Origin of the sequence: Turneriella parva DSM 21527, from assembly GCF_000266885.1 — a bacterium.
In the GTDB taxonomy this organism is placed as follows: Bacteria; Spirochaetota; Leptospiria; order Turneriellales; family Turneriellaceae; genus Turneriella; species Turneriella parva.
On the sequence record NC_018020.1, the window covers coordinates 3,097,944 to 3,123,588 of the forward strand.

Sequence of the window (25,645 nt, forward strand, 5' to 3'; positions counted from 1 at the left end):
CTTCACAGCCGGTCGTGTTGCAGCGAAGGCATGCGGCGCCGCACACCCGCGATGCGTTCGGGCAAAAGCTCGTGCACCACAAACCCCGGTCTGTCACCGAGTTCGGCGACGACTTCACCCCACGGGTCGACGATGAGGCTGTGACCAAACGTCTCGCGGCCGCCGAAGTGCGTGCCGGTTTGAGCTGCCGCGAGCACGTAGCAGGTATTTTCAATTGCGCGGCTTCTGAGCAGCACGTGCCAGTGCGCTTCACCGGTGAGCTTTGTGAAGGCGGCCGGTACGCATAAGACCTGAGCTCCGGCCTTTGCGTGGTGCCGGTAGAGCGCGGGAAAGCGAATGTCATAACACACCGACATGCCAACCTGCATCGAGCCGCAGGCAAAGAGCGACAGGCTGCCGCCGCCCGGCGCGGTTGAGCGCGACTCCTGGTAGCTGACGTTGTCGCCGGGAGCGACATCAAACAGGTGCAGCTTATCGTAGCGGTGCAGCTCGTTGCCATCGGGCCCGTAGGTGACAGCTGAATTGAACACCTTGCCGGCCGGGTTAGCGATCGGCATGCCGCCGCCGGTGATCGTGATATTATGCTTCGCCGCGGTGGATTTCAGAAACGCGCGCGCTGCGGTTTCTATTTCGGCAGCCTTTGCGCTTTTTTCCTGTTCGCTGCCAAAAAATGCAAAATTCTCGGGCAGCAGCACATATTCTGCCCCCTGCGCCACGGCCGCTTTGATGAGCTGCTCAGCCGCCTCGAGATTATGCCCGGTATCGTTCTGCGAGTTGAGTTGAATGACGGCTGCGCGCATAATCTTGCTGTGATGCCGGCGAACGGGCACCCCGTTCGCCGGCATCACTCTACTTAGGGTCGTTTTTACTTTCCACAGTGTCTGAAAAGGACAAGTTGACCCGCCTTCTGGATCGGATTGATTCGCGCGCGAAGCGCGCGAATCACATACCTATCCTTAACAACCATAGGGGGTTTAAATATGGCAAAAAAGAACTACGAACTGGTTCTTGTGCTCAGCGACAAGAATGCTGACGACAAGACCCGTTCACGAGATGAAGCAGAAGCTTCGTTACAAAAGCGTGGGGCAGAAATTGTCCAAAAAGAAGATTGGGGCGCGCGCCGTCTCTATCACCTCGCCAAGAAACAAGACCGGGGCCACTATTTCTATTATGGCTTTAAGTCTGAAGGTGCTGCGATACCGCAGATCAATGGCGACCTGCGCGTCAATGCAGGCGTACTCAAAGCGATGATCACCGTGCTCGATTAAAATGGCGAGCGATATCAACCGCGTTATACTGATTGGTCGCTTAACGCGCGACCCGGAACTCAAGTCGACGAATTCAGGCAGTTATTTCTGCCGCTTCTCGCTTGCCTCAAACCGCAGCATCTACAACAAGCAGAGTGGCGAAAGCCGCGACGAAGTTGGCTTTTTTGACTGCGTCGCATGGGGAAAACCGGCCGAAACGATACACAAGTACCTGCAGAAGGGCAGGCGCATCTGCGTCGAAGGCGCATTGCGCTGGTCTTCATGGGAAGGTACCGACGGCAAAAAGCAGAGCAAGGTTGAAATTCATGTTGAAGGCTTTCAGTTTCTGGATGCCAAACAAGACGGTGCAGGCGGGTCTACACGGGAAACCCCAGCCTCAGAACCCATGGGCGGCGCGGCGCACTTTGATACAGGTGCGATGAGCGACGACGATATCCCGTTTTAAGTGTAATGTAACAAAGAGGAAATTATGGAAGAACGTCAAGACAGAGAACCACGCAGGGGGCCAGACGACGGTGATGATCGTCGCGGTGGCCGCGGCGGCCCACGCTTTAAAAAGAAGACCTGCCGCTTCTGCGAAGTGAAAGATATGGCAATCGAATATAAGCGCGTCGACATTCTCGTGAAGCTTGTTTCGAACAAAGGCAAAATTCTGCCCCGCCGTCTGACCGGCACGTGCGCGCTGCACCAGCGTCTCGTGGCGAAGGCAATCAAGAAAGCCCGCAACGCAGGCTTCATGCCTTTCTCAGTGTAACGACTCGCATGGTTTCATGGTCGTCTAAACTGTGTTCGTTTTGCCTCGCGGCGAACGGACACAGTCTTTAAAACGACCATGGAGCTGTTGCTGGGTTTTCCCTTAAGCCTGGCTTTCGCTCTGGTTCCCATCTATCTCTACAAATCAAACTTCGATCGCCGCATCTGGCTGTGGAGCGTTGTCGTTGTGACTGGTCTTTTTCTGTTTCTTCCGGGACGCATGCGTGTCGAAGCCTTTTTGCCCGGTGGAGCAGCAATTTTCTATTTTATCTCAGGTGTTTGGGTCGTCGCGCTCAACCCGACGAGTGCAATATTTAAGCTCTTGAATATGCCGCTACCGACCCGGCGTGAGCTGAAGGCCGAAATTGAGCGTATTCCCGATGTCGAGGGCCGGGTGCAGAAATACCTCTCGCTCACCGTACAATTAAAAAAAATCTGGCAGAAGCGCGATGCATTCTTGTCTGGTTATAACTCCGCACTGCTACTTGTCTTTACCATCGCGTCATCTGTCGTGTCGTTTACCGTGGCGGCCTACGAATACCGGGTGACCGGCGTTTTGAAGCAGATTCTCGACGAGGCGTACAACCAATGGGCGCAGCGCATGCAGGCCGCTGGGCAGCCAATCGTTGATTTTCGCGTGCAGCTGCTCGATTACGCCCCCACGATCATCTTCATATCCAGTTTTACCGCCGTTCTTTGCCTGGGAGTCTTTCTGCGCATTTTTGCGCGCATTCGTTTCAAACAGAATGTGGTGCAGGGGCATATGAGCCTTTTTCGCATACCCGATACCTGGGTGTGGGCGCTTATTGTCTGCGGCGCCGGGTTTGTCGGGGCTCTGCGCGTTGAGGGGCTTAAGCCGCTGATGTTCTATTTTCGCAATGGCCTCATGGTGATGCTCTTCTTATACATGCTGCAGGGTATCGGTGTCGCGGCGCTTTTTTTTGAGGTGCGGCTGATGCCGGCGCACTGGATAGCGCTGGGCGCGATGCTGATAGGCCTGTGGATGCCAGAGCTGATACCGCTCATGGCGATTATTTTTCTGGCGATTGGGCTGCTTGAGGTCTGGCTTGCCCTGCGGAAAAGGTCTTTACGCCCTGTCACAGACTCCGATTTGAGCTGATGCGCGTTATTCTGAAACAAGACATTCCGACACTCGGCCGTGCCGGTGATATTAAAGAAGTAAAAGACGGCTACGCGCGAAACTTTCTGTTTCCCCGTGGGCTCGTCATGAACGCAACAGTGCGTTCGGTAAAAGAAAAGGCCTTTCTCGAGCAGGTACAGGCGCGCAAGATCGCGAAGCGCAAAAAGTCGGCTGAAGAACTCGCCGCGCAGCTGAATGGCAAAGAAGTCACACTGCAGGCAAAAGTCGGCGAAGATAACAAGCTCTTCGGCAGCATCACGAACATTCAAATTTCTAAGCAACTCGAAGCGATGGGCTTTCAGGTAGACCGCCGTTCGATTGCACTCGATGACAACATCAAGGCACTCGGCAACTATAAGGTGCAGATCAAGCTTCACGACGGCGTGAACGCCACGATTCAGCTGCACGTTGTTGCCGGCTAATTGATCTCTCTCGGTTCCAGATCTAAAAAGAGCTGCGTCTTGAAATTTCTGCGGTAGTGGTGTAGCACCGGCAGAATGCGCGTGGCGTATGTTCTGAGTGCCGCTTCATGCGGTGCCTTAATCAGAAACTGCACCCGATAAACATTTTCAATTTTATTCACCGATGGCAGAGCCGGGCCTAGCAGTTCAATCGTAGCCGCGGCATCGCTCGCAAAAAGCTGCGCGGTGTTTGCCGGCGCGAGGTCGCCCGCGAGTTTTTCGGCCACACGGTGCAGATAGTTCTCGTCGTCTGCCGTCATGAGAATGCGCGCGAGGCTCGCAAAGGGCGGGTACTTTGTCTTGCGCCTGATATCCGCCTCGTGCTGATAGAACGCATCGGCGTCGTGCGCCTGAGCGGCGCGAATCACCGGGTGCTCGGGCGCCATCGTCTGAATCACGACCTCGCCCGGTTTGTGCCGCCCCGATCTGCCGACGACCTGAGACAGAAGCTGCCAGGCATTTTCTGAAGCGCGAAAATCTGCGGCGGTGAGCATCTGGTCGATCGCGAGAACTCCTACGAGCGTCACGCCCTCGATATCAAAACCTTTTGCGATCATCTGCGTGCCGATGAGAATATCGATGCCGCCATCCCGCATGGTCTGCATGACATCGTCGGCAAACCCGCGTTTGCGTGCGGTGTCGCGGTCGAGGCGCGCATACGAATAAGAAGAGAACTGGCCATCGAGTATTTCTTCGACCCGCTGAATGCCGCGTCCGGTCAGCTGGCGCGGCGTGCCGTCGACGGGGCAGGCACGGCTGTAGTCTTGCTGAAAGCCGCATTGGTGGCAGCGCAGCACGTTGTCTTTGTGGTAGGTCAGCGCCACGCTGCATCGGGGGCATTCGGCAAAGCTTTCGCAGGTCGCGCAGTGCACATGCGTGCTGTGGCCGCGCCGGTTCATGAGCAGCAGAACCTGGTTTTTTTCGCTCAGGTGTTCGTGCATCTTGTCGTGCAAGAACGGGCCGATGAGCCCCGACTGCACGGTGTAGGGCGGCACAAATACATTCGGCAGGCTTTGACCCGTGGCGCGGTGGCGAAGCCGGTGCAGCAAAGCCTCGCCGGTTCGCGCGCGCATGAGCGTATCGAGTGTCGGTGTGGCTGAACCGAGCAACAGTTTGGGCGTGAGCGGTCTTTCAGGCAACTGCTGCCGCAGGCGTGCGACGGTGCGCGTGTCGAACCGAATTTGCCGCATGTCTTTGTACGAGGCATCGTGCTCTTCGTCGATAATAATGAGACCCAGGTTCACCGCTGGCAAAAATACGGCCGACCTCGTGCCGATCGCAATCGATGCGCGGCCCGAAATAAAGGCCGCGTGGCTTTTCGCCCTTTCCCCGTCTGAAAGGCCTGAATGGTACAGCACGGTATGCTCAGGAAAACGCCGCGTCATAATTTCCATGAGCTGACCCGAGAGCGCGATTTCGGGTAGAAGCAGCAGCACCTGCTCGCCGCGCTCTAGCGCCGCTTCGATCAGGTACTCATAGATTCGTGTCTTACCTGACCCCGTGACGCCCCAGAGAATGTGTTCGCCGGTTTCGCCTGCGGATTTGTTCTGAATTGCCTCGACAATCGCCGCCTGCGCCGCGCTGAGTTCGGGCTTTTCGGGCAATGCAGCGGTGAGTCTTTCTGGCAGCTTGGGCTGGCGTTTCAGATAGGGAGGCAGCATCAGGGGCAGGGCGTCTGCCGCTGATACAAAGTATTGCTCTGCGACCAGGCCGGCGAGCCGCAAAGCGTCGGAGTTCAAAACCTGAACGGCTGTTTTCGGCTTGAAGTGAAAATGCCCCGGCGTGACGCTATGGTCGTCTGCCGCTCGATCGAGCACGACGACAACGCCCTGATCGCTTTCAAGCCTGTGGCCGGTGAGTAACGCTATTTCGGGTTCGATATCGGCGAATAGAATCTGCGGATGTTCTGTTTCCGCCCCGACGAAGAGGCGGCAGATCACGGGTTTGAAACAAGTTCGCCCAAAAACGAATATTCTGTATATGCCTTGAGTTCGACGAGTGGCATGTCGCCGACTTTGAGAGGCGAAACCGGGCTCTGCGTTACGGTAACGATTTCATCGCTTTCAGGTGCATCGTGTGCACGGCGCAGCGTCACTTCGCCCCCTGCGATTTCGTCGACGAGCATGCGCTCGCGCCTGCCGATGAGGCCCAATGCGTATTCTTTGCGGCGGTTCAGGTGCAGCTCGCGCAGTTCATTCATGCGCTCATATTTCACGGTGTCGGTCAGAGTCTCGGCGAGCTTGTCGCCTGCACTCGTGCCGGCCTCGTGTGAATAGCGAAACAGCGCCAGTTTGTCGATACGGTGCCCGGTCACAAAGTCTTTCAGCATTTCGAAATCGCTCTGCTCTTCGCCGGGAAAACCCACTATAAAAGAAGTGCGGATTTCAAAGTCTTCTGCGATATTCTGCGCTTCGCCAATAATTTCGCTGAAAAGCCCCGTGTCAGAAGGCCGTTTCATCGCCGTCAGCACCCGCGGCGAAACGTGCTGAAATGGAATATCGAGGTAGGGCGTCAGTTTAGGGTACTTGCGCCACAGCTGCAGAAGTTCAGGCACGCGCCGGTCAGGGAAAAGGTATTGCAGGCGAATCCATTCGATGCCGGGCTTCGCCGACAGGTGCGCGATCACCTCTTCGAGCGCCGCAACGCCCTGGCTGATCGTGTCTTGGCTCACCAAGACAACCTCGCGAATCGGCACGGTATCGCCGCGCAATGCCTGTTCGTCGCCAAGTTGGGTTTCGACATCTTTCACAGGGTAAGTGACGAGCTTGCCGCGTATTGTGGGTATAATGCAGAAAGCGCATTTGCGGTCACACCCCTGCGCAATGCGCAGCCAGGTGAAGGGGCGCAGGCAGTCGGCGTTCGTCGATTGTAGCTCGTTTTGCAGAGCCGCAGCATGACCCGATGGCTCCACATTGAACTTTTCTGTGATGAGCGCCCCGACTTCGTGGTAGCGCTGCGTGCCGATCGTAAAATCGAGTTCAGGTATATCTTGTTTTACCGCCTCAGAGAAGCGCTCGACAAAGCAGCCGACGAGGCCTACCTTCATATTCGGTGATTTTTTCTCTTTAACCTTGAGGGCGTTGAAGACCGTCTGAATCGTCTCTTCTTGCGCCTCGCGTATAAAAGAACAGCTGTTGATAAGAAAAAAATCGGCGGCTTCGGCCTTTTTCGCCTCATGCATGCCGAGGCGCAGCAGCGAGGTGCGCATGCGCCGCGAGTCTACCCGGTTTTTGGGGCAGCCGAGGGTCTCGATGTGAAACGACAGGTCTGCGGCTGATTTCTTCATATTCTGCCCTCAATCTACACCATTTTGGGCTGCCTGGCAGCCCAAAATATCAAGCATCTTTAATGACGATCTTAAATTTCGACTGCTCGACCGGGTCGCGCATCTTGCGAATAATCTTGTTGGCGACTGCGCCTTTCTTGCCAAAAACCTCGGGCTTGCCGTTCACGCTCAGATTGACATCGCCTGCATCGCCGACCTTAATCTGTATGCTGTCGTTGGCCTCCCACAGAAGGTGGGTGCCGCGCAGTACGAGGCCGCGCTTAACGGGTTTGCCATCGACGAAGGCCTCGATATAGGTGTCTCCCGTGAGGGTGCCTTCGAGGCGAATCAGAAAATTATCAGGGTTTGAAACGCGCACTTCGGTCTGGTTTTCACCTTCAGCAGGCTGAACCTCTTCGCCGAGGTCGATGACGATCTTGGCATTGTTTGCCGTCACGCCTGAAAGCGTCGCCTTGAACTTTCTCGGTATTGCCGGGTCTTCAAGGTCTATCGGCTCTTCTTCTTTGAGTGTGTATTTCTTGCGACCGGGGTATACCTCTAATTCAACTTTGTAGTTGCCGGTTTTTTCGTCTGAAATGATGTCTCTGAGCACAAGAAAAACTTCTGTATTCTGAACCGAAAAACTGATCGCGCGGCCTTTTTTGATAATCTGCGGGCTCGGCCGGCCCGGCTGCAGTTTCACGTGGTCTGATTCGACTTCGGGTACAGTGTTCGAGTTCTTGGTGAAGCCCGTCACGGTATTCGAAGCGGCTTCGTTGCCCGGGGTCACAGTCTGCTTGTCTGAACTCAAATGGCTGACGAGCATGACGATACCTGCAATGACAATCACGGCCACCGGGATGATGATGAGTGGCTTTGCAAACTTCTCGACATAGTCGCTGATCTGAACCGTAGGCTGCATCAGCTCGTGCAGCGGCGTTTCTGTTTCTGTGAGCTGCGAGCCTTTGTAGAGACGCTTCACATGCTCAGGATCAACGTCGAGGTAAACGGCGTAGCTCGCGAGAAATCCCAATGCATAGGTTTCGCCGGGAAAAACCAGGTAGTTGTCGTCTTCGATCGCCTGAAGGTGGCGCGACGTGATTTTTGTGTCGTCTGCTGCCTGCCTGATCGAGATGCGTTTTTCTTCACGCGTTTTTCTTAATAGTGCGCCTGCGGTCATTACCATTACTCCGTAGTGAGGGGATTATCGACAATCTTCACGTTGTCGGGTTCTTTGAACTGGAACAGTTTTGCGTCGATCACCGGATTCAGCTTTATATTCGAAAAGGTCAGTTCAACGCTGCGGCCGCTCGGCGAAGACGCACGCATTTTGTGTATCAGATAACTTTCTGTTTCAACGAGCAGCGTAATTTTGTCGTAGCCGCCGGTAATTTCTTTTTCTTTGAGCTCAAGTATGTAGTACTTGCCGCCGTCGGTTTCGCGCGGTTGCTCAGGTTTGTCAAAACGGTAATGATAGCGGCGAAACAGGTTGCTGAGGCCCTCGGCAGTGCCGGCGCTGTAGAGTGACTTGCCGTCTTTGTCTTTGTTCTTGAGCGGCTGCTTGCCGACTGCCTTCAGGCGCGCTACGTAAACATACAGCATCTGCCCATTGCTGACGATCACGTCACCCGCGGGCTGGCTGAAGGTGAAATTGAGCTTGCCGCCTTCGCCATAAGTTGCGACCCCCGAGCTCACGCGCGTTTTATTCGTGTCTTTTATGCTCAGCGAAAAATCTGCCTGGTAACCTTTCAGCGCCTTGAATTTCGCCTGCATCTGGCGCGCAACATCAGAAGGATGTATAAAGCTATCGGCCCGCGGCGCGCCCGAAGGCAGCGCCGCAACGAATAATATGGGTATCAGAAGCAGTTTTTTCATGGTATATTAGGGTGGTAAACGATTTGAAAAAGTGATTGAGAAACAGGCTGTCAAACAATATCAACCTGCAGAATCAAAAGTGATTGACCGAGAATCCTGATGTAACGATGGCACCTAAGACGTAAATCATGAGCACTAAAACCCCTTCCGCTGTAGCGGATCGCCGAAAAAAAATCTTAGGCCTTGCCATCTGCCTCGTTCTGTTTACCGCCGCCACTGCCGGCCAGATGGACGCGAATGCGAAGAAAGAAATTTCAGAAGAGGGGCTGACCGAACTTTTTAACGCCGCGCTCTTTCACGTGCGCAACGATTATGTCGACGATGTCTCGCGCCAGCAGCTGCTGTTCGGGGCAATTCGTGGCATGCTCGGCGCGCTCGACGACGCGCACACCCGCTTCATGACTGCAGAAGAAACGACTGAGCTGCAGACTGAGATGCGGGGCAACTTTGGTGGTTTGGGAATCGAAATTTCGCAGCGTGACAACGTGCTGACCGTGGTCTCTCCGATTGACGGTACGCCGGCGATGCGCGCGGGCATAAAGCCCGGTGACAAAATTATTGAAATTGATAAAAAGACGACGCGTGATGTTTCGCTCAGCGACGCGGTAAAGCAACTGCGCGGCAAACCAGGCACCTCGGTCAACATCAGCGTCGTGCGCGAGGGTGAAGACGAGATGCTGTCATTCGACCTCGTGCGCGAAGTCATCAAGATTCAGGTTGTTACCTCTGAATACCTCGAAAAAGAAAAACTCGGTTATGTGCGCCTGAAGCAGTTCAACCAGACTGCCACCGAAGATCTGGCCAAGGCTCTTGCAGACTTCAAAAAGAAGAAGGTCAAAGGGCTCATTCTTGACCTGCGCTGGAACCCCGGCGGACTGCTAGATGCCGCGCACCGCATCAGCAATTTCTTCATTAAATCGGGAGTAATCGTCTCGACGCGCGGGCGCAAGAAAGAGCTCGACCGCGTCTTTAACGCCGACCCCTCGGCGGCGATAGCTGCCGATATGCCGCTCATCATTCTTGCCAACGAAGGTTCGGCTTCGGCGAGCGAAATTGTCACCGGCGCAATCAAAGACCATAAACGCGGCAAGTTTATCGGCGTGAAAACGTTCGGCAAAGGTTCGGTGCAGAATGTGATCAGCATGATGTACGGTACCTCAATGGCGCTGACGATTCAGAAATATTACACTCCTTCTGGTGTTTCGATTCACAAGAAGGGCATAGAGCCCGATATCACGGTACCGGCGCTCGATTTCAACAAAGACGACCGCCGCCATTATAAAGAGATCAAAGAGAAGAAGATTCTGCAGGATTTCGTAAAGGAAAACAAGGCCTATACGCCCGATACGGTGAAAAAGTTTCAGAAATTGCTCGCTGCAAAGGGCCTTGCCCTGAGCGACTATGCCGCGAAGCGCACTCTGAAAGATGAACTGACGAAAGGTGAGCCGCGCCAGACGATCGATCTTGAATTTGACGTGCAGTTGCAGCGGGCCATCGACGAGATGAAAAAAATCTGATCACCCGGTCAGACATTGAAATATGTTTTTTGATTGACGATAAAAAACGCGTTAAGGATGCGTTTAATAATACCTAACCGGAGCAAATACCATGGAAATCAGCCAGAGAGAAAAAGACGCCATCACGATACTCGACATTCAGGGTGAAATTGACCTGTATAACGCGCCTGAGATCAAAGACATTATCCAGAAGCTGATTGAAGCTCAAAAATATAATGTAATCATCAACCTCGAAAAGGTGTCGTACATCGACTCGTCGGGTATTGGTGCGCTGATTTCAAGCCTTTCGAACCTCAAGAAATATCAGGGTGGCCTCAAAATCATCAACGTCTATGCTTCGGTCAAAAAAGTGTTCGAACTCACCAAACTCACTAGCTTCTTTGAAATCTACGAATCAGAGGGCGAAGCCCTGGCGAAATTCAAATAATGATGGCCGCGAACGCAGCCTATTCTAACCTCTCAAACTCTGGAGTCTACATGAAATCATCTGCAAGAATCAAAAGAACACTGGCCACTCTGCTGCTCGCCACGCTGGCGACGGCTGTGGGTTGCGGCGACCCCATACCCATGGAAGACATGGGCGTTGCCAAGGTTGCAATCGCACGCGCCGAGACAGTAAAGGCTGCTAAATATTCGCCGCAGAACTTTGAAGGCGCGCAAAAGGCGCTGCTTGAATCGCACAATCTGGTTGAAAAAGACAAAATGAGCGACGCCAAAGAAAAGGCCGTCGAAGCAAAGAAGCTTGCCGATGCCGCGTACGACGAATCTGCTCCAAAGCTGGCGCAAGACACACGCTCTGAAGCCGAAGCGGCAATTCGCGCGGCAGAAGAGGCGAACGCAGAGCAATTCGCTGAAAGCGAACTCGGTGCGGCGAAAGCAAGCCTGGTTCAGGGCGATAAGTATTACGAGTCTAAAGATTATCTAAGTTCATACCACCTCTTTGAAGAATCGCGCGAAAAGGCGAAAGCGGCGCTGACAACTTCAGAAGCACAGATCGAAGTAATGAAGCGTGATCTCGCAGAAATCGACGATACGATTGCCGCTGCAGAACGCGCCGGTGCTGCACAGAGCGCACCCGACACACTGAAGAAGGCGAAAGACGACGCAGGCCATGCCCGCGGCGATCTCGAGAACAAACGCCTGAAATCGGCATACGAAAAAATTCAGGCAGCGAAGGTCTCATCGAAAGAAGCATTGGCGCTCTCACAGCGCGATGCAGCGCGCACGAAGCTTGCCAAGGCTGAAGCCGACGTGAAGGCTGCGGAGCGCAAGCTCAATGACCTGAAGGCGCGGGCGAGCGACAAAAAAACCGCAAAAGCGCTCGAAGGCAATGAAGAAGCGCAGCAGGCATTCAAGACTGCAGATGAAAACCTGACGGCGGCCAAAGAAGCGCTTGCGGCAGCGCGTGAAGCAAATAAGAACAAGGCATACGGCGAATCAGCGACACAATCTGAAGAGGCAAGCCGCCTCGCGAAGATTCTTACCGATTCACTGCCCGAAACAGAAGTTCTGCTCGCGCAGGCTCGCGACCGTGCAGGTTTGGGTAAAGGTGACGAAACGGCCAATGGCACAGAGCGCAATGGTTCTGAAGAAAACGGCACCGAGTCTACCGAGAATACCCCAGAAGAAAGCGAAGAGATGGGCGCAGGCTGGAAAACATACAAAGTGCGCTATATTCCTGAAAACCGTGATTGCCTCTGGAAAATCGCCGGTTACAGAAAAATCTACAACAATGCGCGCCTGTGGCCAAAAATCTACCGCGCGAATAAAGCGAAAATCAAGAACCCTGACCTGATTTATCCCGGTCAGGTATTCAAAATTCCCCCCAAGAAAAAATAAGGAGAGCTGAAGGGCCGCGTCTATGCGGCCCGTTGGCATTTATTAACCAGATTTAAACCCCAATCGCATCGACTGAATCAGGCGCCTGGCCCTGATATCCAAACCCCGCAATTATACAACACCGCTTAGGCGGTTCACTGCTGAGAAGATTAAAAGACCAAAGAGGAAAAATGGCCCGTAAGAAATCACCCGAAGAAGAGACAGCTGTTGCAGACGGCAATGAGAAAGTGAAGTTTAAGCTGCGTCCACGCAAAGATGTGTCAGGCAACGGCGACGCCACCGAAGACGTCGAAGAGGCAGCAGCAGCCCCTGCGGCCGCCGCCCCGGCCCGGCCGCAAAGTAATGTGCTGAACCCCAACGGCCGTAAGATGGAAATCAGCGAGTTCAAGAACAAGAACATGAATGAACTGGTTGAGATGGCTTTGTCTCTCGGGGTTGAAAATCCGGCTGATCTCAAGAAGCCTGCTCTGATTTTCTCCATTCTGCAAAAGCAATCGGATAATTCGGGTCAGGTGTATGCCGAAGGCGTGCTCGAAGTCATGCCCGACGGCTACGGTTTCCTGCGTTCAGCGAGCTATAATTACCTGGCGGGGCCAGACGACATCTATGTGTCACCCGCGCAGATTCGCATGTTCGCGCTGCGCAAGGGCGATACCGTGTATGGGCAGATTCGCATGCCGCGCGACAACGAGCGCTTTTTTGCGATTATGCGCGTTGATACGATCAACGGCGTTGCTTCGGGTGAAGCGATGCGCCGCGTGCATTTCGACAACCTGACGCCGCTGTATCCGCAAGAGCATCTGAAACTCGAAACCGGCGCTGAAAAACTTTCGATGCGCGTCGTCGATCTGGTGTCGCCGATCGGCAAGGGCCAGCGTGGTCTGATCGTTGCACCTCCGCGCACCGGCAAAACAATGCTGATGCAAGATATCGCCAATGCAATTACATCAAACCACCCTGAAGTTACGCTCATGGTGCTCTTGATCGATGAGCGTCCAGAAGAGGTGACCGACATGGCACGCAGCGTGCGTGGCGAGGTGATTGCGTCGACCTTTGACGAACCCGCGAACCGGCACGTTCAGGTCGCTGAAATGGTCATCGAAAAGGCAAAGCGCCTTGTCGAACATAAGCGCGACGTCGTTATTCTGCTCGATTCGATCACGCGTCTTGCGCGTGCTTACAACCAGGTGATACCTTCTTCTGGTAAGGTTCTGTCAGGCGGAGTTGATTCAAACGCTCTGCACAAGCCGAAACGCTTTTTCGGGGCTGCGCGCAATATCGAAGAGGGCGGCAGCCTGACGATTATCGCAACGGCGCTCATCGACACGGGCAGCAAAATGGACGAAGTGATTTTTGAGGAGTTCAAAGGTACTGGTAACATGGAGCTGCATCTCGACCGCAAGCTGGTCGAGAAGCGCACTTTCCCTGCAATCGATATGAACCGTTCAGGCACCCGCCGCGAAGAACTGCTGCTCGACAAAGAAGACGTCAGCCGAATCTGGATTCTGCGCAAAGTCTTCGCACCGCTTTCCACTGTCGAAAGCATGGAACTGCTACTCGAAAAAATGCGCGGCACGAAGAGCAACAAGGCGTTTCTGGATAGTATGAAGACCGGTTAGCAATGCGCGAAAAATGCGACTCTTTGTCCGGCAAAGGCAGCGAAGCGCTTTAGCAGGCGTTTCCCAAGGGAAACGCCGCGACGAGTCTTCGAGTCTCCGCTTCGGAGGCTTTTGCTGGACTTGCTTTTTTCGCGCAGTAGCTTATTTCCTCTTGGAAACACCGAGGCTTTTGCCAGACTTGCGTTTTTTATGCAATGGGGTTAGGGCACGGAGAAGCGCTTCAGTCATTGAACATGAGGTCAACGCTCTATTGGCAGGCGTTTCCCAAGGAAAACCCCGAGGCTTTTGCCAGACCTGCAAATCTCCCGCAGTGCGGTTGCCCTCATTCGTATTCTCTATCCTCATTTTTACGCTCACAGCCTTCTGCGCGCCATCGCGTGACACGGTGCTCAGCGATGTCGAACGCAACTACCGCGCGACGGGTTTTCTGGACACCAACACATTTCAGGTGCGCTGCCCTCTGGGCGAGGGCGAGATCCGTTTGGCCGAGTGCAATGCTCTGATGATTGAAGCTTTGGTTGAATACAAGGAGCGCTACGATCGTGAAGCCTTCGCGCGCCGCATGCACCAGGATTTTCTGCCGTTTGTGAAGCCTGAAGAGGCAACAGACGCTGACCGGCAACAATGGCGGACTTTCTTCGAAAGTCTGGTGGTCGGTAAGACGAGGCTGGTTTTCGAGAACCGGGCAGGGGAAAAGTATGAAGGCACCTTTCGTCTGCGGCTGAAAGACCTGATCTACCGGGTGCAGAACGCAACTTGAGCGGTGACTTTCTTGACACCTCTCTGTAGTCGCCGTGGCTATTTTGCCCATTTTGCGGTGTGGCCATCAAGGGAAGGTGGCGTAAATGCCGATATTCATATGTGAGCCGTGGCGGCAGAAAACCAGCGGGGGGTGACGGGCAGAATCTCGTCACCATTCTGTTCGTTTTGGGCGTGATTGGTTGGGGCTTTTTCGCGATCGACCGCCTGACCGAACCCGCAACGCCGCAAAAGGTGAGTAAAGTGCAGGGGCGCGCAACCGGTCAGGAATCTGGCTGGCGCAAAACAGCGCGGGAGTGGCTGACGCAGAAAATCGGGACTTCGGCGCCGCAGCCCAAGACTTCTGAGAAGGCGCGGGTTTCGCGTAACGTCGCTGCAGATGAGGTGCCGATGGTCGCAGAACCCGGTAACCTCAAAGCAGAGCTCGCCGAAGAAGCGGGCGACACGCTTATCGAAAGCCGGGCAGACCCAGAACGGCTCGAGGCCATGGGCAAATTCTACTTTTACAAGCTGAACTCCAAGGGCCAGCCTGTTCTCGCGATGCTTGAACGCCCGACAGCGGCGGCTGGCAATCTGAAGGGGCGGCTGAATGAGCTGATACGCGGGCCTTCGGGCGCCGAGCAGGATAAAGACTTCATCGATTCGTTCATTCGTAAGCCACGCGTACTCGGGGCGTCGGTGAAGGGCAGGTGCACTGCCGTTGACTTTGATACCAACTTTGGTTCGGGTGTGAGCTACCAAACGTTGAGATTACAGATTCAGCAACTATATAAGAACACGTCAGCCTGGCAGGGTACTGAATGCCTCGAGATCACTTTGCGCGGCAAATACAGCCCGCATCTGGGTACAGATGGCCTGTTTTTCCCGCGCCGTATCGACGCGGCCTGGTTGAAACAGAACCTTTAGGGCGAGCCAAAACGGCCACGCGCGCCAAAGCATACCGCGCCTATATCCTCACAAAAAAAAGCCGTCTCATTCTAGCCTTGATATATTAGCACTATAGACGTTAGAGTGCTATCACTCTGGCGGGCGCGGCAGCAGGTGGAACTGCACCGCCGGGGGAAAATATGGCAGGCGAAAATATGACAATCAAGACGCGCGCGGTATACCAGAGTGCCGTGGCGAAAGCGCAAGAGCTGGGGCACGCTGACATCACGCCCGAGCACTTTATGGCGGCACTGTTTGATGAGGCCGACGGTCTACCCGTGCAGGTGTTGCACCGGCTGAACATCTCGCCCGAAAAGGCGACAGAGCTCTTTGAGAGTTATCTCGCTCGCCTGCCGCGTGCGCAGGGCAATTTTGAACCGGGGCAAAATCTCTCGGGCGATGCACGCAAGTTCATGCAGCTCGCCGAGAAAGAGATGTCTGGCCTTGGCGACCAGTACCTGTCACTCGAGCACCTGCTGCTCGCCTATACAAATGGTAATTTTGCGCTGAAGAAAGAACTCTTTGCGCTCGGGCTCGACCGCGCCCGGCTCGCCAGTGTGCTCAAAGAGCTGCGTGGCAGCCAGAAGGCCGATTCAGACAACCCTGAAGCCAAGTTCAACGCGCTGCAGAAATATGGCAAAAACCTGAACGAACTTGCGCGCAGCGGCAAACTCGACCCGGTGATCGGGCGGGACGAAGAGATTCGCCGCACGATTCAGATTCTATCACGCCGCAACAAAAATAATCCGCTGCTGATCGGCGAACCGGGCACGGGCAAAACGGCCATTGTCGAGGGGCTTGCCGGCCGCATCGTTTCAGGTGATGTGCCGGATATCTTACGCGACAAGACCGTGGTCACGCTCGACATGGGTTCGCTCATCGCCGGGGCAAAATACCGTGGCGAATTCGAAGAGAGGCTGAAGGCGGTACTCGATGAGGTGCGCACCAACCAGGATAAGTTGATTCTGTTTATCGATGAAATACACACTGTCGTCGGCGCGGGCGCGACCGAAGGTTCGCTCGACGCGGCGAACATGCTGAAGCCGGCGCTCGCGCGCGGCGAAATTCACCTGATCGGCGCGACGACCCTCAAAGAGTACCAGAAACACATCGAGAAAGATTCTGCGCTCGAGCGCAGGTTTCAGAGCGTTTACGTGAGCGAACCGTCTGTTGAAGATGCCGTGACAATTTTGCGAGGCCTACGCGACCGTTATGAGGTTCACCACGGCATTCGCATCACCGACGCAGCGATCGTGTCAGCGGCGACGCTTTCGAACCGCTATATTGCTGACCGCTTTTTACCCGATAAGGCGATCGACCTGATCGATGAGGCTTGCGCCAAACTCAAGATTGAGCGCAATTCAATGCCGCAAGAGCTCGACGACCTCAATCGCCGCATCATTGCCCTGACGATCGAAGAAACGGCTCTGAACCGTGAGAATGACACGCTCAGCGTCGAGCGGCTGAACGCCGTACGCAAAGAGCTGAGCGAGCTGCGCGAAGAATTTCAGGCGATGAAGGTGAAACTCGACACCGAAAAAAAAGACCTGGGTCTTTCGACAGAAATTAAGGCAGAGATCGAAAAACTCAAAACCGAAGAGGCGGCAGCAGAGCGCAAAGGTGACTTGAACCGCGTTGCCGAATTGCGCTACGGCAAAATTCCTGAGTTACAGAAAAAGCTCGAAGCGGCGATTCAGCAGGTGCGGGGTAAAAGTCCCGAGCTACGCCTGCTCAAAGAAGAAGTGACTGAAGAAGACATTGCAGAAATAGTCTCCCGCTGGACAGGCATACCTGTTGCGAAGATGCTCACCTCTGAGAAAACAAAACTCCTCAATATCGAGACCGCGCTGCATGGCCGTGTTGTCGGTCAGGAGACTGCGGTCGAAGCGATTGCTAATGCCATTCGCCGCAACCGGGCAGGTATCGCCGACGAAGATAAACCCATCGGCAGCTTCTTGTTTTTGGGACCCACGGGGGTCGGTAAGACCGAAACCGCAAAAGCTCTGGCTGAGTATCTGTTCGATGACGCCAAGGCGCTGGTTCGCATCGACATGAGCGAATATATGGAGAAACACTCGGTTGCGAAGCTGATCGGTTCGCCTCCAGGGTATATAGGCTATGACGAAGGCGGGCAGCTGACTGAAAAGGTGCGTCGCCGCCCTTACAGCGTCATCTTGTTCGACGAGATCGAGAAGGCCCACCCCGACGTGTTTAATCTGTTTCTGCAGATTCTTGACGAAGGCCGGCTGACCGACGCGAAAGGCCGCTTAGTCAACTTTCGCAATACGATTCTGATTATGACGTCGAATCTGGGTTCAGAACATTTGGCGAATGCAGAGCTCAACAGCGAAGAGCAAGAAGTACGCGTGCTCGACACCGTGCGCGGCTTCTTCAGGCCAGAGTTTTTGAACCGCATCGACGGTGTAATACAGTTTCACCGTCTCGGAGCAAAGCACCTCGAAAGTATCGCGGGCCTACAGATCGACCATGTCGTCGGCAAGATTCGCGAGCGTGGTCTTGAGCTAGAAGTCGGGCCCGATGTGCGTAAGCTCATTATCGAACATGGGTTTGATGAAGAATATGGTGCCCGCCCGATGAAACGCGCCATTGAGAACCTGCTGCTGAACCCGCTGGCCAAAGCATTGCTCGAGGGCAAGGCTGAACAGGGCAAGAAGATTGTCGCGAAGCGGGTGCTCGACACCGTCGAGTTTGCGTAGGGTAGGTTCAAACCTACCCTTACGCAGGCGGTGAGCATCACTTTACAGTGATGTTACCGTCGGCGCCAATCTCGAGCCGCGTATGCGGAAAATCTTTTTGCGTAAGACTGCGCATCAGCTCAATCGTTCTGCCCGAAGCGTCGTAGCGCGGCAGTGATTTTTCAGGCATGTTCATCGGGTGAATTTTTCCTGAGAGAAATTTACCTGTAGAGTCGAGATTCACGTCGAGCACGAGCGTGAGTCCTGTTTTGCCCCGCGACGACAGCGCGCCGTAGCCAATAAAATTGCCGAGTGAATAGACGATAAGCCGGCTCTTGTAGAGTTCGAGTGCACGTACAACGTGTGGCCCGTGACCGAGAATCAGGTCGGCGCCGGCGTCGATGGCTGCGTGCGCGAAAAGGGGCAGGTTGCCGCGGTTTTCACCGAAAAAAGTTTCGGTCTCTTTTCTGGTATGTAAGAATTTTTCCCCTTCGCCGCCCCAGTGGCACGAGATGACGACGATTTCAGCCTGCTCGCGCGCCCGGCTGACAAGCGCCCGCATTTCGGCAAGGTCGTGAATGTAGTTGTGCTTGCGAAAATAGCTGAAGGCGATGAAGGCCACACGTTTACCCCCGGCTTTGCTGTAGCCTATCTGGCCTTTGCGGCCGACGGCGAGAATACCCGCGTCTTTCAGATTCTGCATCGTGTCGTTAAAGCCGCGTTCGCCGAAGTCGCCTGAATGGTTGTTGGCTGTGCTGAGCACGCCGAAGCCGGCCCGCTTCAGCACCTTCGCTGTCGACGGTGGCGTGCGAAATGCGAAGACGTGTTTGCTCGAAGTGTTCTTGCTGGTTTTCGGGTAGTCAGTCAGTGTGCTTTCAAAATTACCGAACAGAATATCGGCGCCCGAAAGGTATTGCTGAATCGGCGCGAAAATATCTTCGTACGGATCTGCCGGCACACGCTTTTCAGGGTAGAGAGTTCCCGGCACGATGTCACCGACTGCCTTGATGGTGATGATGGATTCAGATCTTTTCGGCGCGGCATGCCCGGCCAGTGCGGCCAGCATTATGAGGATTACTATTTTTTTCATGGCTTTCCCTGATTTTTTCTGTGCACGCCTTGCAAGAGGTCGGCTACTCTTGTGAGCCCGAGGCCATCAAGTGCCTGCAACAGTGCATTGTTCTCGTTTAGCCGGCGCACGAGGTCTTCTGCGAGCTGCATGTGGTAGTCACTTATGGGGTAAAGCTGAACGTGTTTGCCTGCATAGAGTGCTTCAAAAAGCGCCTGGCCAAAATAGAGTGCAGGCCTCGAAGACAGTTGCATCTGCGTGAGATAATCTGCTGGCGAAAGTACGCCCGATGAGGCTTTGAAATCCGCATTCGCCTCTGCTTCTGCCTTTGTGCGGCATAGCGTGATTCGTGCTTTGGCAACTTCTGACGGCATGGCGGTGAGCTGCCGCGGTAAAATTACATGCCGCAGTGCTTTTTCGTATTCACCTGCGGTCATCGACATATGAGGCAGCGCATCGATCACGATGTCAGCCTGTGCGCGCGCCGCGCCGCGATTATCGATCGCCACGCTGACGGCGGTTGTTTGGCCTGCGATAGTATTGAAGTCTGTGTCGCGGCGGTCGAGCACGACGACGCCCACTTCAAGTGGCAGCCTGAGCACCTCGCCCGGCTGAGCGACAGAGTGCAGGGTGGTCAATTGCCTTCGCTTCAGCTCAAGCGCGAGGTTGTGCATGCGCACCTGATGGCCATGACCGAAGTCTTTGCTGTCGCCCGTGATAAGTAAGGTCGCTTTCATTGCAGGTTATAGCCGAAGAAGAAGCTGATTTGCAGCTGGCGCGATACCATGTCGCGTGCCACATCGACCCCGAGCGCGGGTATCGTCATCTGGCTGAGGTACATACGCACACCGCCCCCCGGGCCCCAGAAGTAGGTTGCATTCTCCCGGTCGCGCGCAAATGCACCGGCGTCGACAAAGGCGATCGCGGCAAAAGTTACCCAAGGAAACTCGAACAACGCGTACTGGTAATTGACTGCCGCAACGGTAAAGCGGTCGGCGGGTATTAAGAGTGCAGGTAAAGTGCGTGTGCCCTGCCAGCCACCGAGGCGCTGCTCGAGCACAGCGGGATATTCAGACCATTGGAATGAGTAAAGCAGTGACAGAAATTGTTTTCTGAATGGGCGGTAATGCCAGGCAGTGGCCGACGAGATTACGTGCAGCTTTTCACCTTGAGCAGCGACACCCTGTTCGAGATCGAGCGTCGATTCAAAACCCTGCTGAAAATATCCCTGCGGCACTATATCTGAATATCGGAACCTCGCTCCAAAATTTAGATTCATTGCCGAGTTGACGGCAGGCGAATCGATAACCTGCGCAGAGCGCAGGCCCGCGAGCACCCCCAGAAACAGGTGGTGGCGAATTTCATAGAGGGTCGCACTTTGAAAATCGTGGCGCATCAGCGTGTAGCTGCGTGTCACAACTCCGGTGGTTGTGGCATCTTCAAGAAACACCCGCCCGGTCAGATAGCGCATCGTCGTCGAAAAACGGCTGTAGCCAATGTGCGGGTCGGTATACCCGGCGAGCGCCTGCCACCCGCGGTTCGAGATCAGCCCACCGATGACGCCCCCTTTGTTCTGGCCGAAAAGATTCGATTCGACGAGAAACGCGCCGCCAATTTCGGTGTCGCGGTATTTGACGTATACCGGCACGGGGTAAAGGCTCCACTTCTCTTTGACGAGAATCTGCAAATGGCATTCTGCCCGGCAGAGACCCCCGTCAGAAATTTCAGTGAGAGTTACCTGCTGCTCAGCGAAGATGCTGAGTCGCGCGACGCTGTCGCGGATTGAGTCGGTATCTATATTTTCAGCGCTGTCGCCTTCTTTTGCCGGTACGTACTGCAGCACAACCCGCATGTCAGTACGGTTCAGGCCTGAAACAGAGATCTTTTTTAGAGTACGGGGTGAATCCCCCTGGGGCGAAAGCGGCTTTACCCCGGCGCTAAGGGCGCAGCAGAATACCAGCGCACAGGCGAGCTTTGCGGGCAGAGCGCAACCGCACGTCACGTGTGGTGGTCCAGCGCCTTGCGCAACCGGCGCAGAAAATATTCCCGGTTCAGCCATTCGACGCCCGAGTGAATACTTTCGCGCTCGGGTCGGAGTTCGCGGTAACTGCGCACCAGATAAAGAATTTCTTCGGCCGAGCCGGTACGCAGTTCATGGCCGAGATCGGTGTCGTGCAGAAATTCATGCATGCCCTGCGATGGGTGTGCGATGACCGGTACGCCTGCTTTGAGTGCAGCCAGACCCAGATGATCGAGTTCGCGTGTTTCACCGAGAATCAGCGCTTTCGCGCCGCCCAGATAATATGCCTTCTCTGAATTCGAAATTTTACCCGTATAGAAAATGTTGTCGGGTTTCAGTTCTTTCAACAGTTTGTCGGGTTTTTCTTCTGCCATAATCACGAGTTTGTCGGTCACGCACGAAAACAGGTGCACGAGCGCAGGCAAATCGGTGGCTTCGGTCGCCAGAAAATATTCGGCTTCGGCGCTTGTGTCCGGGAAAAACAGTTCACCGTCGACGAGCGGATAAGCGAGTGGCACTTTCTGCCGCGTCAATGCGGCGAGTGTCGCGCGCAAAGCGTAGTTGGCGGCGATTGTCAGGTCGACCCCCATGCTGTATTCGAGGTCGATTTCTTGCAGCCGCAACAGTTCGGCGGTTCTCGGGGCGTTCAGCGCCTCAACGTCGACGCGCCACAGATAGGGTAAGAGGTCGTGCTGGTAGGCGATGATTCGCGTCGTCGCCGATTTTTCACGGCGCAGGTGTTTCAGGTAACCGCGCGTGTTTACGAAGACGAGGTCAAAATCATCAATGGGTATCAGTGCTTCAGCGGCGATCAGCTCTTCGAGGTTCTCGAATGCCTTGCGCGCGAAGCGCGAGGCGTAAAATTCGACATGGCGGTCTCGTAGCACGGCAGGCACGCTGCGCTCGAGATTCTTGAGAAAACCTACCTGCGCCTGCGGAAAAAGTTCGAGCAACGCAAAAAAAGACGGATTGAGCAGGTCGTTCTCTGCGTACCAATCTTGCAACAATAACACCCGCTTTTCAGGCACAGAGGTATTTGCTCTGCGGCGAAGCGGCGCCGTAAAGCGAATACGCAGCCTGGGCTTTCAAAAAAGTAGTCGCTGTGACTCAGTTTCTGTCTATGAGCGCACACACGGCCTGCCTTCAGGCAGCAACCAGAGGAGACAAAATGGCAAACGAATATGCAGATTACAAACCCGGTTTAGATGGCGTCATCGCCTGTATCACCAAACTCTCATTACTCGACGAAGCAAAAGAGCAGATCGTCGTGCGCGGCTACGACCTGATCGAGCTGATTCAGAAAACCTCTTATATCAAGGTTGCCTACCTGCTGATTTACAACAAGTTTCCGACCGATGCCGAGGCGAAGGCCTTTGAGCAGAAGCTCATGGATCAGGCTGAAATTCCGAACGAGATGTACGAAATTTTCAAACTTCTGCCCAAGAAGACGCAGGCGATGGATGCTCTGCGCACCGGCATTTCGATTCTTGGTGGCTATGAAGAGCACGACTTTCTCATGGACACTTCTACCAAATCGAACGAAGAGAAGGCTCTCAAAATTCTGGCGAAAGCACCGACGATCGCGGTCAATAGCTACCGCGCGATCATGGGCCTGCCATTTGTCAAACCTGACAAGTCTATGGGTTATTCAGAGAACTTCGTGCACATGATTAAAGGTTCGAAGCCGACTGCGGTTGAGACCGACACGCTCGACAAGATTCTCACCACGTATATTGAACACGAAATGCCGAATTCAACATTCGCTGTGCGCGTTGTCAGTTCGACGCTCTCTGATATATACGGTTCTTGTGCCAGTGCGGTTGCTTCGCTCAAGGGCCCCCTTCACGGTGGTGCCAATGAAGCGGCGATGCAGATGTTTCTCGAAGTCAACAAGACAGGCGGGCCTGCAACCGCTGAGAGCTACATCATGGGCAAACTCACGCGCAAAGACAAGATCATGGGCTTTGGCCACCGCGTTTACATGAAGAAATACGACCCGCGCGCATTTCTCATGAAAGACTATATCCCCAAGCTTGTCGACCAGCGCCCAGACGGCAAAGACCTCTATTCGATCTACCAGACTATTGAGAAAACGATGGCGCGTGAAAAAGGACTCTACCCGAACGCCGATTATCCGATCGCGCTTCTCTATTACCTCATCAACGTGCCCATCGACCTTTACACACCGATCTTTCTTTGCTCGCGCCTCGCAGGTCTCGTGTCGCACCACATCGAGCAGCACGAAAACAACCGTCTGTTTCGCCCACGCGTCATCTACGAGGGAGCACGCGACCTTCATCCCCCAGAAAAATGATTCTGATACTTACTTGTGCGCAAAGCGCACAAGTAAGTATTAGTTCTCGTGAATCGCTTAACCCAACTCTTTCCTTTAATCGCCGGCTCAGCAAGTGCGATGGCGCTTGTATATCCGGCGATTTTTACATGGTTTGGGCCGCTGCACATCAAAATTGCGCTCGCCTTCATCATGTTCTTTACGGGGCTTGGTCTCACGGCCGCTGATTTCAAGCGCGTCGTGCGAAAGCCCGGTCAGGTTGCTACGGGTTTTTTTCTGCAATACACTATCATGCCGGCGCTGGGGTTTGCCACCGCGCTTGCCTTTTCTCTGCCCCCCGAAATTGCGGCAGGGCTCATTTTGGTCGCGTGTTGTCCGGGAGGCACAGCGTCGAATGTGATTACGTTTCTCGCAAAGGCGGATGTACCCCTTTCTGTTACCATGACCGCCGTTTCAACGATTGCCGCAGCAGTTCTGACGCCGGCGCTTTCAGCCTGGCTGATTGGCGCCCGGGTGCCTGTCGATGCGGTCGCGATGACGCGCGACACGGCGCTGGTTATTCTGCTGCCGATAGCCCTGGCGCTCGGCGCCAGGCGTCTGCTTCCGCAAATTGCGCGCAGGCTTGAACACTCAGCCAACTTTCTCGCAGTCATCGCGATCACCCTCATTGTCGCTTCGATTATTGGCAGCTCGCGAACCGCGATTCTATCGGGTGGCCTCAGAATCATCGCGGCAGTCTTTACCTTACACGCTGGCGGCTTTTTATTAGGTTATCTGTTCGCGCGCCTGCTGCGAATACCTGAAGTTCAATGCCGTACCATCTCGATCGAAGTGGGTATGCAGAATTCAGGGCTAGGTGTCGTGCTTGCAACCAAACACCTCACAGCGCTTGCGGCTGTGCCGTGCGCGATCTCTTCGCTTATGCACAGCCTGATCGGCAGCCTCATTGCGGCATGGTTTGCCAGAAGCGCCGTCACGCACGCGGGTGCGGCGGGGCGACCCGTCAATTGAGTAAGTACATTGCGTGACGCGCTGTCTCGCCCCCCGCATGCGCCCGTATTGGCTTCTGCCGAGGCCAAAGGCTTTTCAAATGGCACGCCACCGTAATCTGGTCAAAAAAGAGATGCTGCATAACCGTTATAGCCGGCAAGATTTGCTGGCGCGGCTTGAACCGGTTAAGCGACGCACGCTCTCATTCTACCGTTACCTGCGTATTGAAGAGCCGCGCACGCTGCGCGACGAGCTCTATCGCGAGTGGAGTGCAATGGGTGTTTTGGGGCGCATCTATCTCGCGCATGAAGGCATCAATGCACAGTTAGCGGTGCCCGAAGAGCATCTGCAGAGTTTTAGCGCAAGCCTTGAGACACGGCCGGGGTTCGGTTCGATGCGGTTTAATCCCGGGGTTGAAGATAATGGAAATTCGTTTATTAAACTGACAATCAAGGTCAAACAGTACATTGTCAATGATGGCTTGGGTGATTTTTCCATCGATGAAAAAGTCGCCGCGCCGCATCTGAAGCCGCTCGAATTCAACAAGGCTCTCGAAGAACCCGGCACGATCGTCGTCGACATGCGCAACCACTATGAATCAGAGGTTGGTCGGTTTGAAAATGCCATTTGCCCCGACGTGCCGACGTTTCGCGAAGAGTTACCGCTCGTGGCTGAAATGCTGAAAGACAAAAAAGACGACAAGATTCTCATCTACTGCACCGGGGGCATTCGCTGTGAAAAAGCGGGTGCATATCTCAGAAAGCATGGCTACAAGAACGTCTACCAGCTCGAAGGCGGCGTCATCAACTATGCGCATGCCGTGAAGAAAGAGCAACTGCCGTCAAAATTTAAGGGAAAGAATTTTGTCTTCGACGAGCGACTGGGCGAGCGTATCACCGATGATGTGCTTGCGAAATGCCATATCTGTGGCGCAGCCAGCGACCGGCAGCTCAACTGCGCGAACGAGGGCTGTCATGTACTCATGGTGCAGTGCGATGCCTGCGGCACTAGACTCAGTGATTGTTGCAGCGAAGAATGCCATCGTATCAGTCTCTTACCCGAAGAAGAGCGGCGTGCGCTGAGGCAGGCAGACCCGACTCTCAAAAACAAGACCTGGTTCAGCAAAAAAATACGCGTTCGCGCCCCGGCTTGA

General features: G+C 54.6%; 24 protein-coding genes. 15 read left to right on the top strand and 9 right to left on the bottom strand.

The genetic code is table 11. From position 1 onward, the window contains the following. Positions 1–2: 2 nt before the first annotated feature. The gene (locus TURPA_RS14785) at positions 3–800 is read right to left on the bottom strand and encodes a carbon-nitrogen hydrolase family protein (protein WP_041949421.1); all 798 of its coding nucleotides are present in this window, start codon (positions 798–800) and stop codon (positions 3–5) included. 180 nt (positions 801–980) lie between these two features. Here TURPA_RS14785 and rpsF point away from each other — a divergent pair, with 180 nt between their 5' ends. From rpsF to rplI, 5 genes are all read left to right on the top strand, one after another. Beyond that, positions 981–1,268 (top strand): 30S ribosomal protein S6, encoded by a 288-nt coding sequence (gene rpsF, locus TURPA_RS14790; RefSeq protein ID WP_014804109.1) that lies wholly within the window; start codon positions 981–983, stop codon positions 1,266–1,268. A gap of 1 nt (position 1,269) precedes the next feature. Beyond that, entirely contained in the window at positions 1,270–1,713 is a 444-nt protein-coding gene (locus TURPA_RS14795) for a single-stranded DNA-binding protein (protein WP_014804110.1), read from the top strand. Positions 1,714–1,737: 24 nt separating this feature from the next. Further along, on the top strand, positions 1,738–2,022 hold the full coding sequence (gene rpsR, locus TURPA_RS14800; RefSeq protein ID WP_014804111.1) for a 30S ribosomal protein S18: 285 nt from the start codon (positions 1,738–1,740) through the stop codon (positions 2,020–2,022). 78 nt (positions 2,023–2,100) lie between these two features. Then, the gene (locus tag TURPA_RS14805; RefSeq protein ID WP_014804112.1) at positions 2,101–3,141 is read left to right on the top strand and encodes a DUF2232 domain-containing protein; all 1,041 of its coding nucleotides are present in this window, start codon (positions 2,101–2,103) and stop codon (positions 3,139–3,141) included. Further along, on the top strand, positions 3,141–3,584 hold the full coding sequence (rplI, locus tag TURPA_RS14810; RefSeq protein WP_014804113.1) for a 50S ribosomal protein L9: 444 nt from the start codon (positions 3,141–3,143) through the stop codon (positions 3,582–3,584). Before TURPA_RS14805 ends, rplI begins: the two co-directional genes overlap by 1 nt. Here the strand turns inward: rplI and priA are convergent. From priA to TURPA_RS14830, 4 genes are read right to left on the bottom strand one after another with little or no spacing between them, the layout of a single operon-like run. Continuing rightward, complete coding sequence (priA, locus tag TURPA_RS14815) at positions 3,581–5,563, bottom strand: replication restart helicase PriA (protein ID WP_014804114.1); 1,983 nt, start codon at positions 5,561–5,563, stop codon at positions 3,581–3,583. The two genes, rplI and priA, sit on opposite strands and share 4 nt — an antisense overlap. After that, entirely contained in the window at positions 5,560–6,909 is a 1,350-nt protein-coding gene (locus TURPA_RS14820) for a MiaB/RimO family radical SAM methylthiotransferase (RefSeq protein ID WP_014804115.1), read from the bottom strand. The genes priA and TURPA_RS14820 overlap by 4 nt, the downstream gene beginning before the upstream one ends. A 49-nt stretch (positions 6,910–6,958) precedes the next feature. After that, the gene (locus TURPA_RS14825; RefSeq protein WP_014804116.1) at positions 6,959–8,068 is read right to left on the bottom strand and encodes a helix-turn-helix domain-containing protein; all 1,110 of its coding nucleotides are present in this window, start codon (positions 8,066–8,068) and stop codon (positions 6,959–6,961) included. Positions 8,069–8,073: 5 nt separating this feature from the next. Then, on the bottom strand, positions 8,074–8,763 hold the full coding sequence (locus TURPA_RS14830) for a LolA family protein (RefSeq protein ID WP_014804117.1): 690 nt from the start codon (positions 8,761–8,763) through the stop codon (positions 8,074–8,076). A 128-nt stretch (positions 8,764–8,891) separates the two neighbouring features. On the opposite strand from TURPA_RS14830, the gene TURPA_RS14835 reads away from it, so the two are divergent. The 7 genes from TURPA_RS14835 to TURPA_RS14865 all read left to right on the top strand — a co-directional run bounded on the left by TURPA_RS14835 (position 8,892) and on the right by TURPA_RS14865 (position 18,141). After that, a complete protein-coding gene (locus TURPA_RS14835; RefSeq protein WP_014804118.1) occupies positions 8,892–10,280 on the top strand; it encodes a S41 family peptidase in 1,389 nt (462 codons plus the stop codon). Between the two features lie 91 nt (positions 10,281–10,371). Continuing rightward, a complete protein-coding gene (locus tag TURPA_RS14840) occupies positions 10,372–10,707 on the top strand; it encodes an STAS domain-containing protein (protein ID WP_014804119.1) in 336 nt (111 codons plus the stop codon). After that, positions 10,707–12,119, top strand: a complete 1,413-nt coding sequence (locus tag TURPA_RS14845) for a DUF4398 domain-containing protein (protein WP_014804120.1) — start codon at positions 10,707–10,709, stop codon at positions 12,117–12,119. Before TURPA_RS14840 ends, TURPA_RS14845 begins: the two co-directional genes overlap by 1 nt. Positions 12,120–12,289: 170 nt before the next feature. Beyond that, positions 12,290–13,738 (top strand): transcription termination factor Rho, encoded by a 1,449-nt coding sequence (gene rho, locus TURPA_RS14850; protein WP_014804121.1) that lies wholly within the window; start codon positions 12,290–12,292, stop codon positions 13,736–13,738. Positions 13,739–14,048: 310 nt separating this feature from the next. Next, positions 14,049–14,498: a hypothetical protein gene (locus TURPA_RS14855; RefSeq protein ID WP_157210512.1), complete on the top strand. Its 450-nt coding sequence runs from the start codon at positions 14,049–14,051 to the stop codon at positions 14,496–14,498. A gap of 59 nt (positions 14,499–14,557) precedes the next feature. Then, a complete protein-coding gene (locus TURPA_RS14860; RefSeq protein ID WP_041948552.1) occupies positions 14,558–15,403 on the top strand; it encodes a hypothetical protein in 846 nt (281 codons plus the stop codon). A 161-nt stretch (positions 15,404–15,564) separates the two neighbouring features. After that, positions 15,565–18,141, top strand: a complete 2,577-nt coding sequence (locus tag TURPA_RS14865; RefSeq protein WP_041948553.1) for an ATP-dependent Clp protease ATP-binding subunit — start codon at positions 15,565–15,567, stop codon at positions 18,139–18,141. A 37-nt stretch (positions 18,142–18,178) separates the two neighbouring features. Here the strand turns inward: TURPA_RS14865 and TURPA_RS14870 are convergent, their stop codons facing one another. The 4 genes from TURPA_RS14870 to TURPA_RS14885 all read right to left on the bottom strand — a co-directional run bounded on the left by TURPA_RS14870 (position 18,179) and on the right by TURPA_RS14885 (position 22,237). Continuing rightward, entirely contained in the window at positions 18,179–19,210 is a 1,032-nt protein-coding gene (locus TURPA_RS14870) for a CapA family protein (RefSeq protein WP_014804125.1), read from the bottom strand. Then, complete coding sequence (locus TURPA_RS14875; protein ID WP_014804126.1) at positions 19,207–19,926, bottom strand: hypothetical protein; 720 nt, start codon at positions 19,924–19,926, stop codon at positions 19,207–19,209. Before TURPA_RS14875 ends, TURPA_RS14870 begins: the two co-directional genes overlap by 4 nt. Then, positions 19,923–21,041: a BamA/TamA family outer membrane protein gene (locus TURPA_RS14880; protein ID WP_157210513.1), complete on the bottom strand. Its 1,119-nt coding sequence runs from the start codon at positions 21,039–21,041 to the stop codon at positions 19,923–19,925. The genes TURPA_RS14875 and TURPA_RS14880 overlap by 4 nt, the downstream gene beginning before the upstream one ends. A gap of 146 nt (positions 21,042–21,187) precedes the next feature. Then, positions 21,188–22,237, bottom strand: coding sequence for a glycosyltransferase family protein (locus TURPA_RS14885; RefSeq protein ID WP_014804128.1), 1,050 nt, complete (start codon positions 22,235–22,237; stop codon positions 21,188–21,190). 140 nt (positions 22,238–22,377) lie between these two features. On the opposite strand from TURPA_RS14885, the gene TURPA_RS14890 reads away from it, so the two are divergent. The 3 genes from TURPA_RS14890 (at position 22,378) to trhO (ending at position 25,645) form a co-directional block, all read left to right on the top strand. Further along, positions 22,378–23,523, top strand: coding sequence for a citrate/2-methylcitrate synthase (locus tag TURPA_RS14890; RefSeq protein ID WP_014804129.1), 1,146 nt, complete (start codon positions 22,378–22,380; stop codon positions 23,521–23,523). A 48-nt stretch (positions 23,524–23,571) separates the two neighbouring features. Further along, positions 23,572–24,513 (top strand): bile acid:sodium symporter family protein, encoded by a 942-nt coding sequence (locus TURPA_RS14895; RefSeq protein WP_014804130.1) that lies wholly within the window; start codon positions 23,572–23,574, stop codon positions 24,511–24,513. Positions 24,514–24,592: 79 nt separating this feature from the next. After that, positions 24,593–25,645, top strand: a complete 1,053-nt coding sequence (trhO, locus tag TURPA_RS14900; RefSeq protein ID WP_014804131.1) for an oxygen-dependent tRNA uridine(34) hydroxylase TrhO — start codon at positions 24,593–24,595, stop codon at positions 25,643–25,645.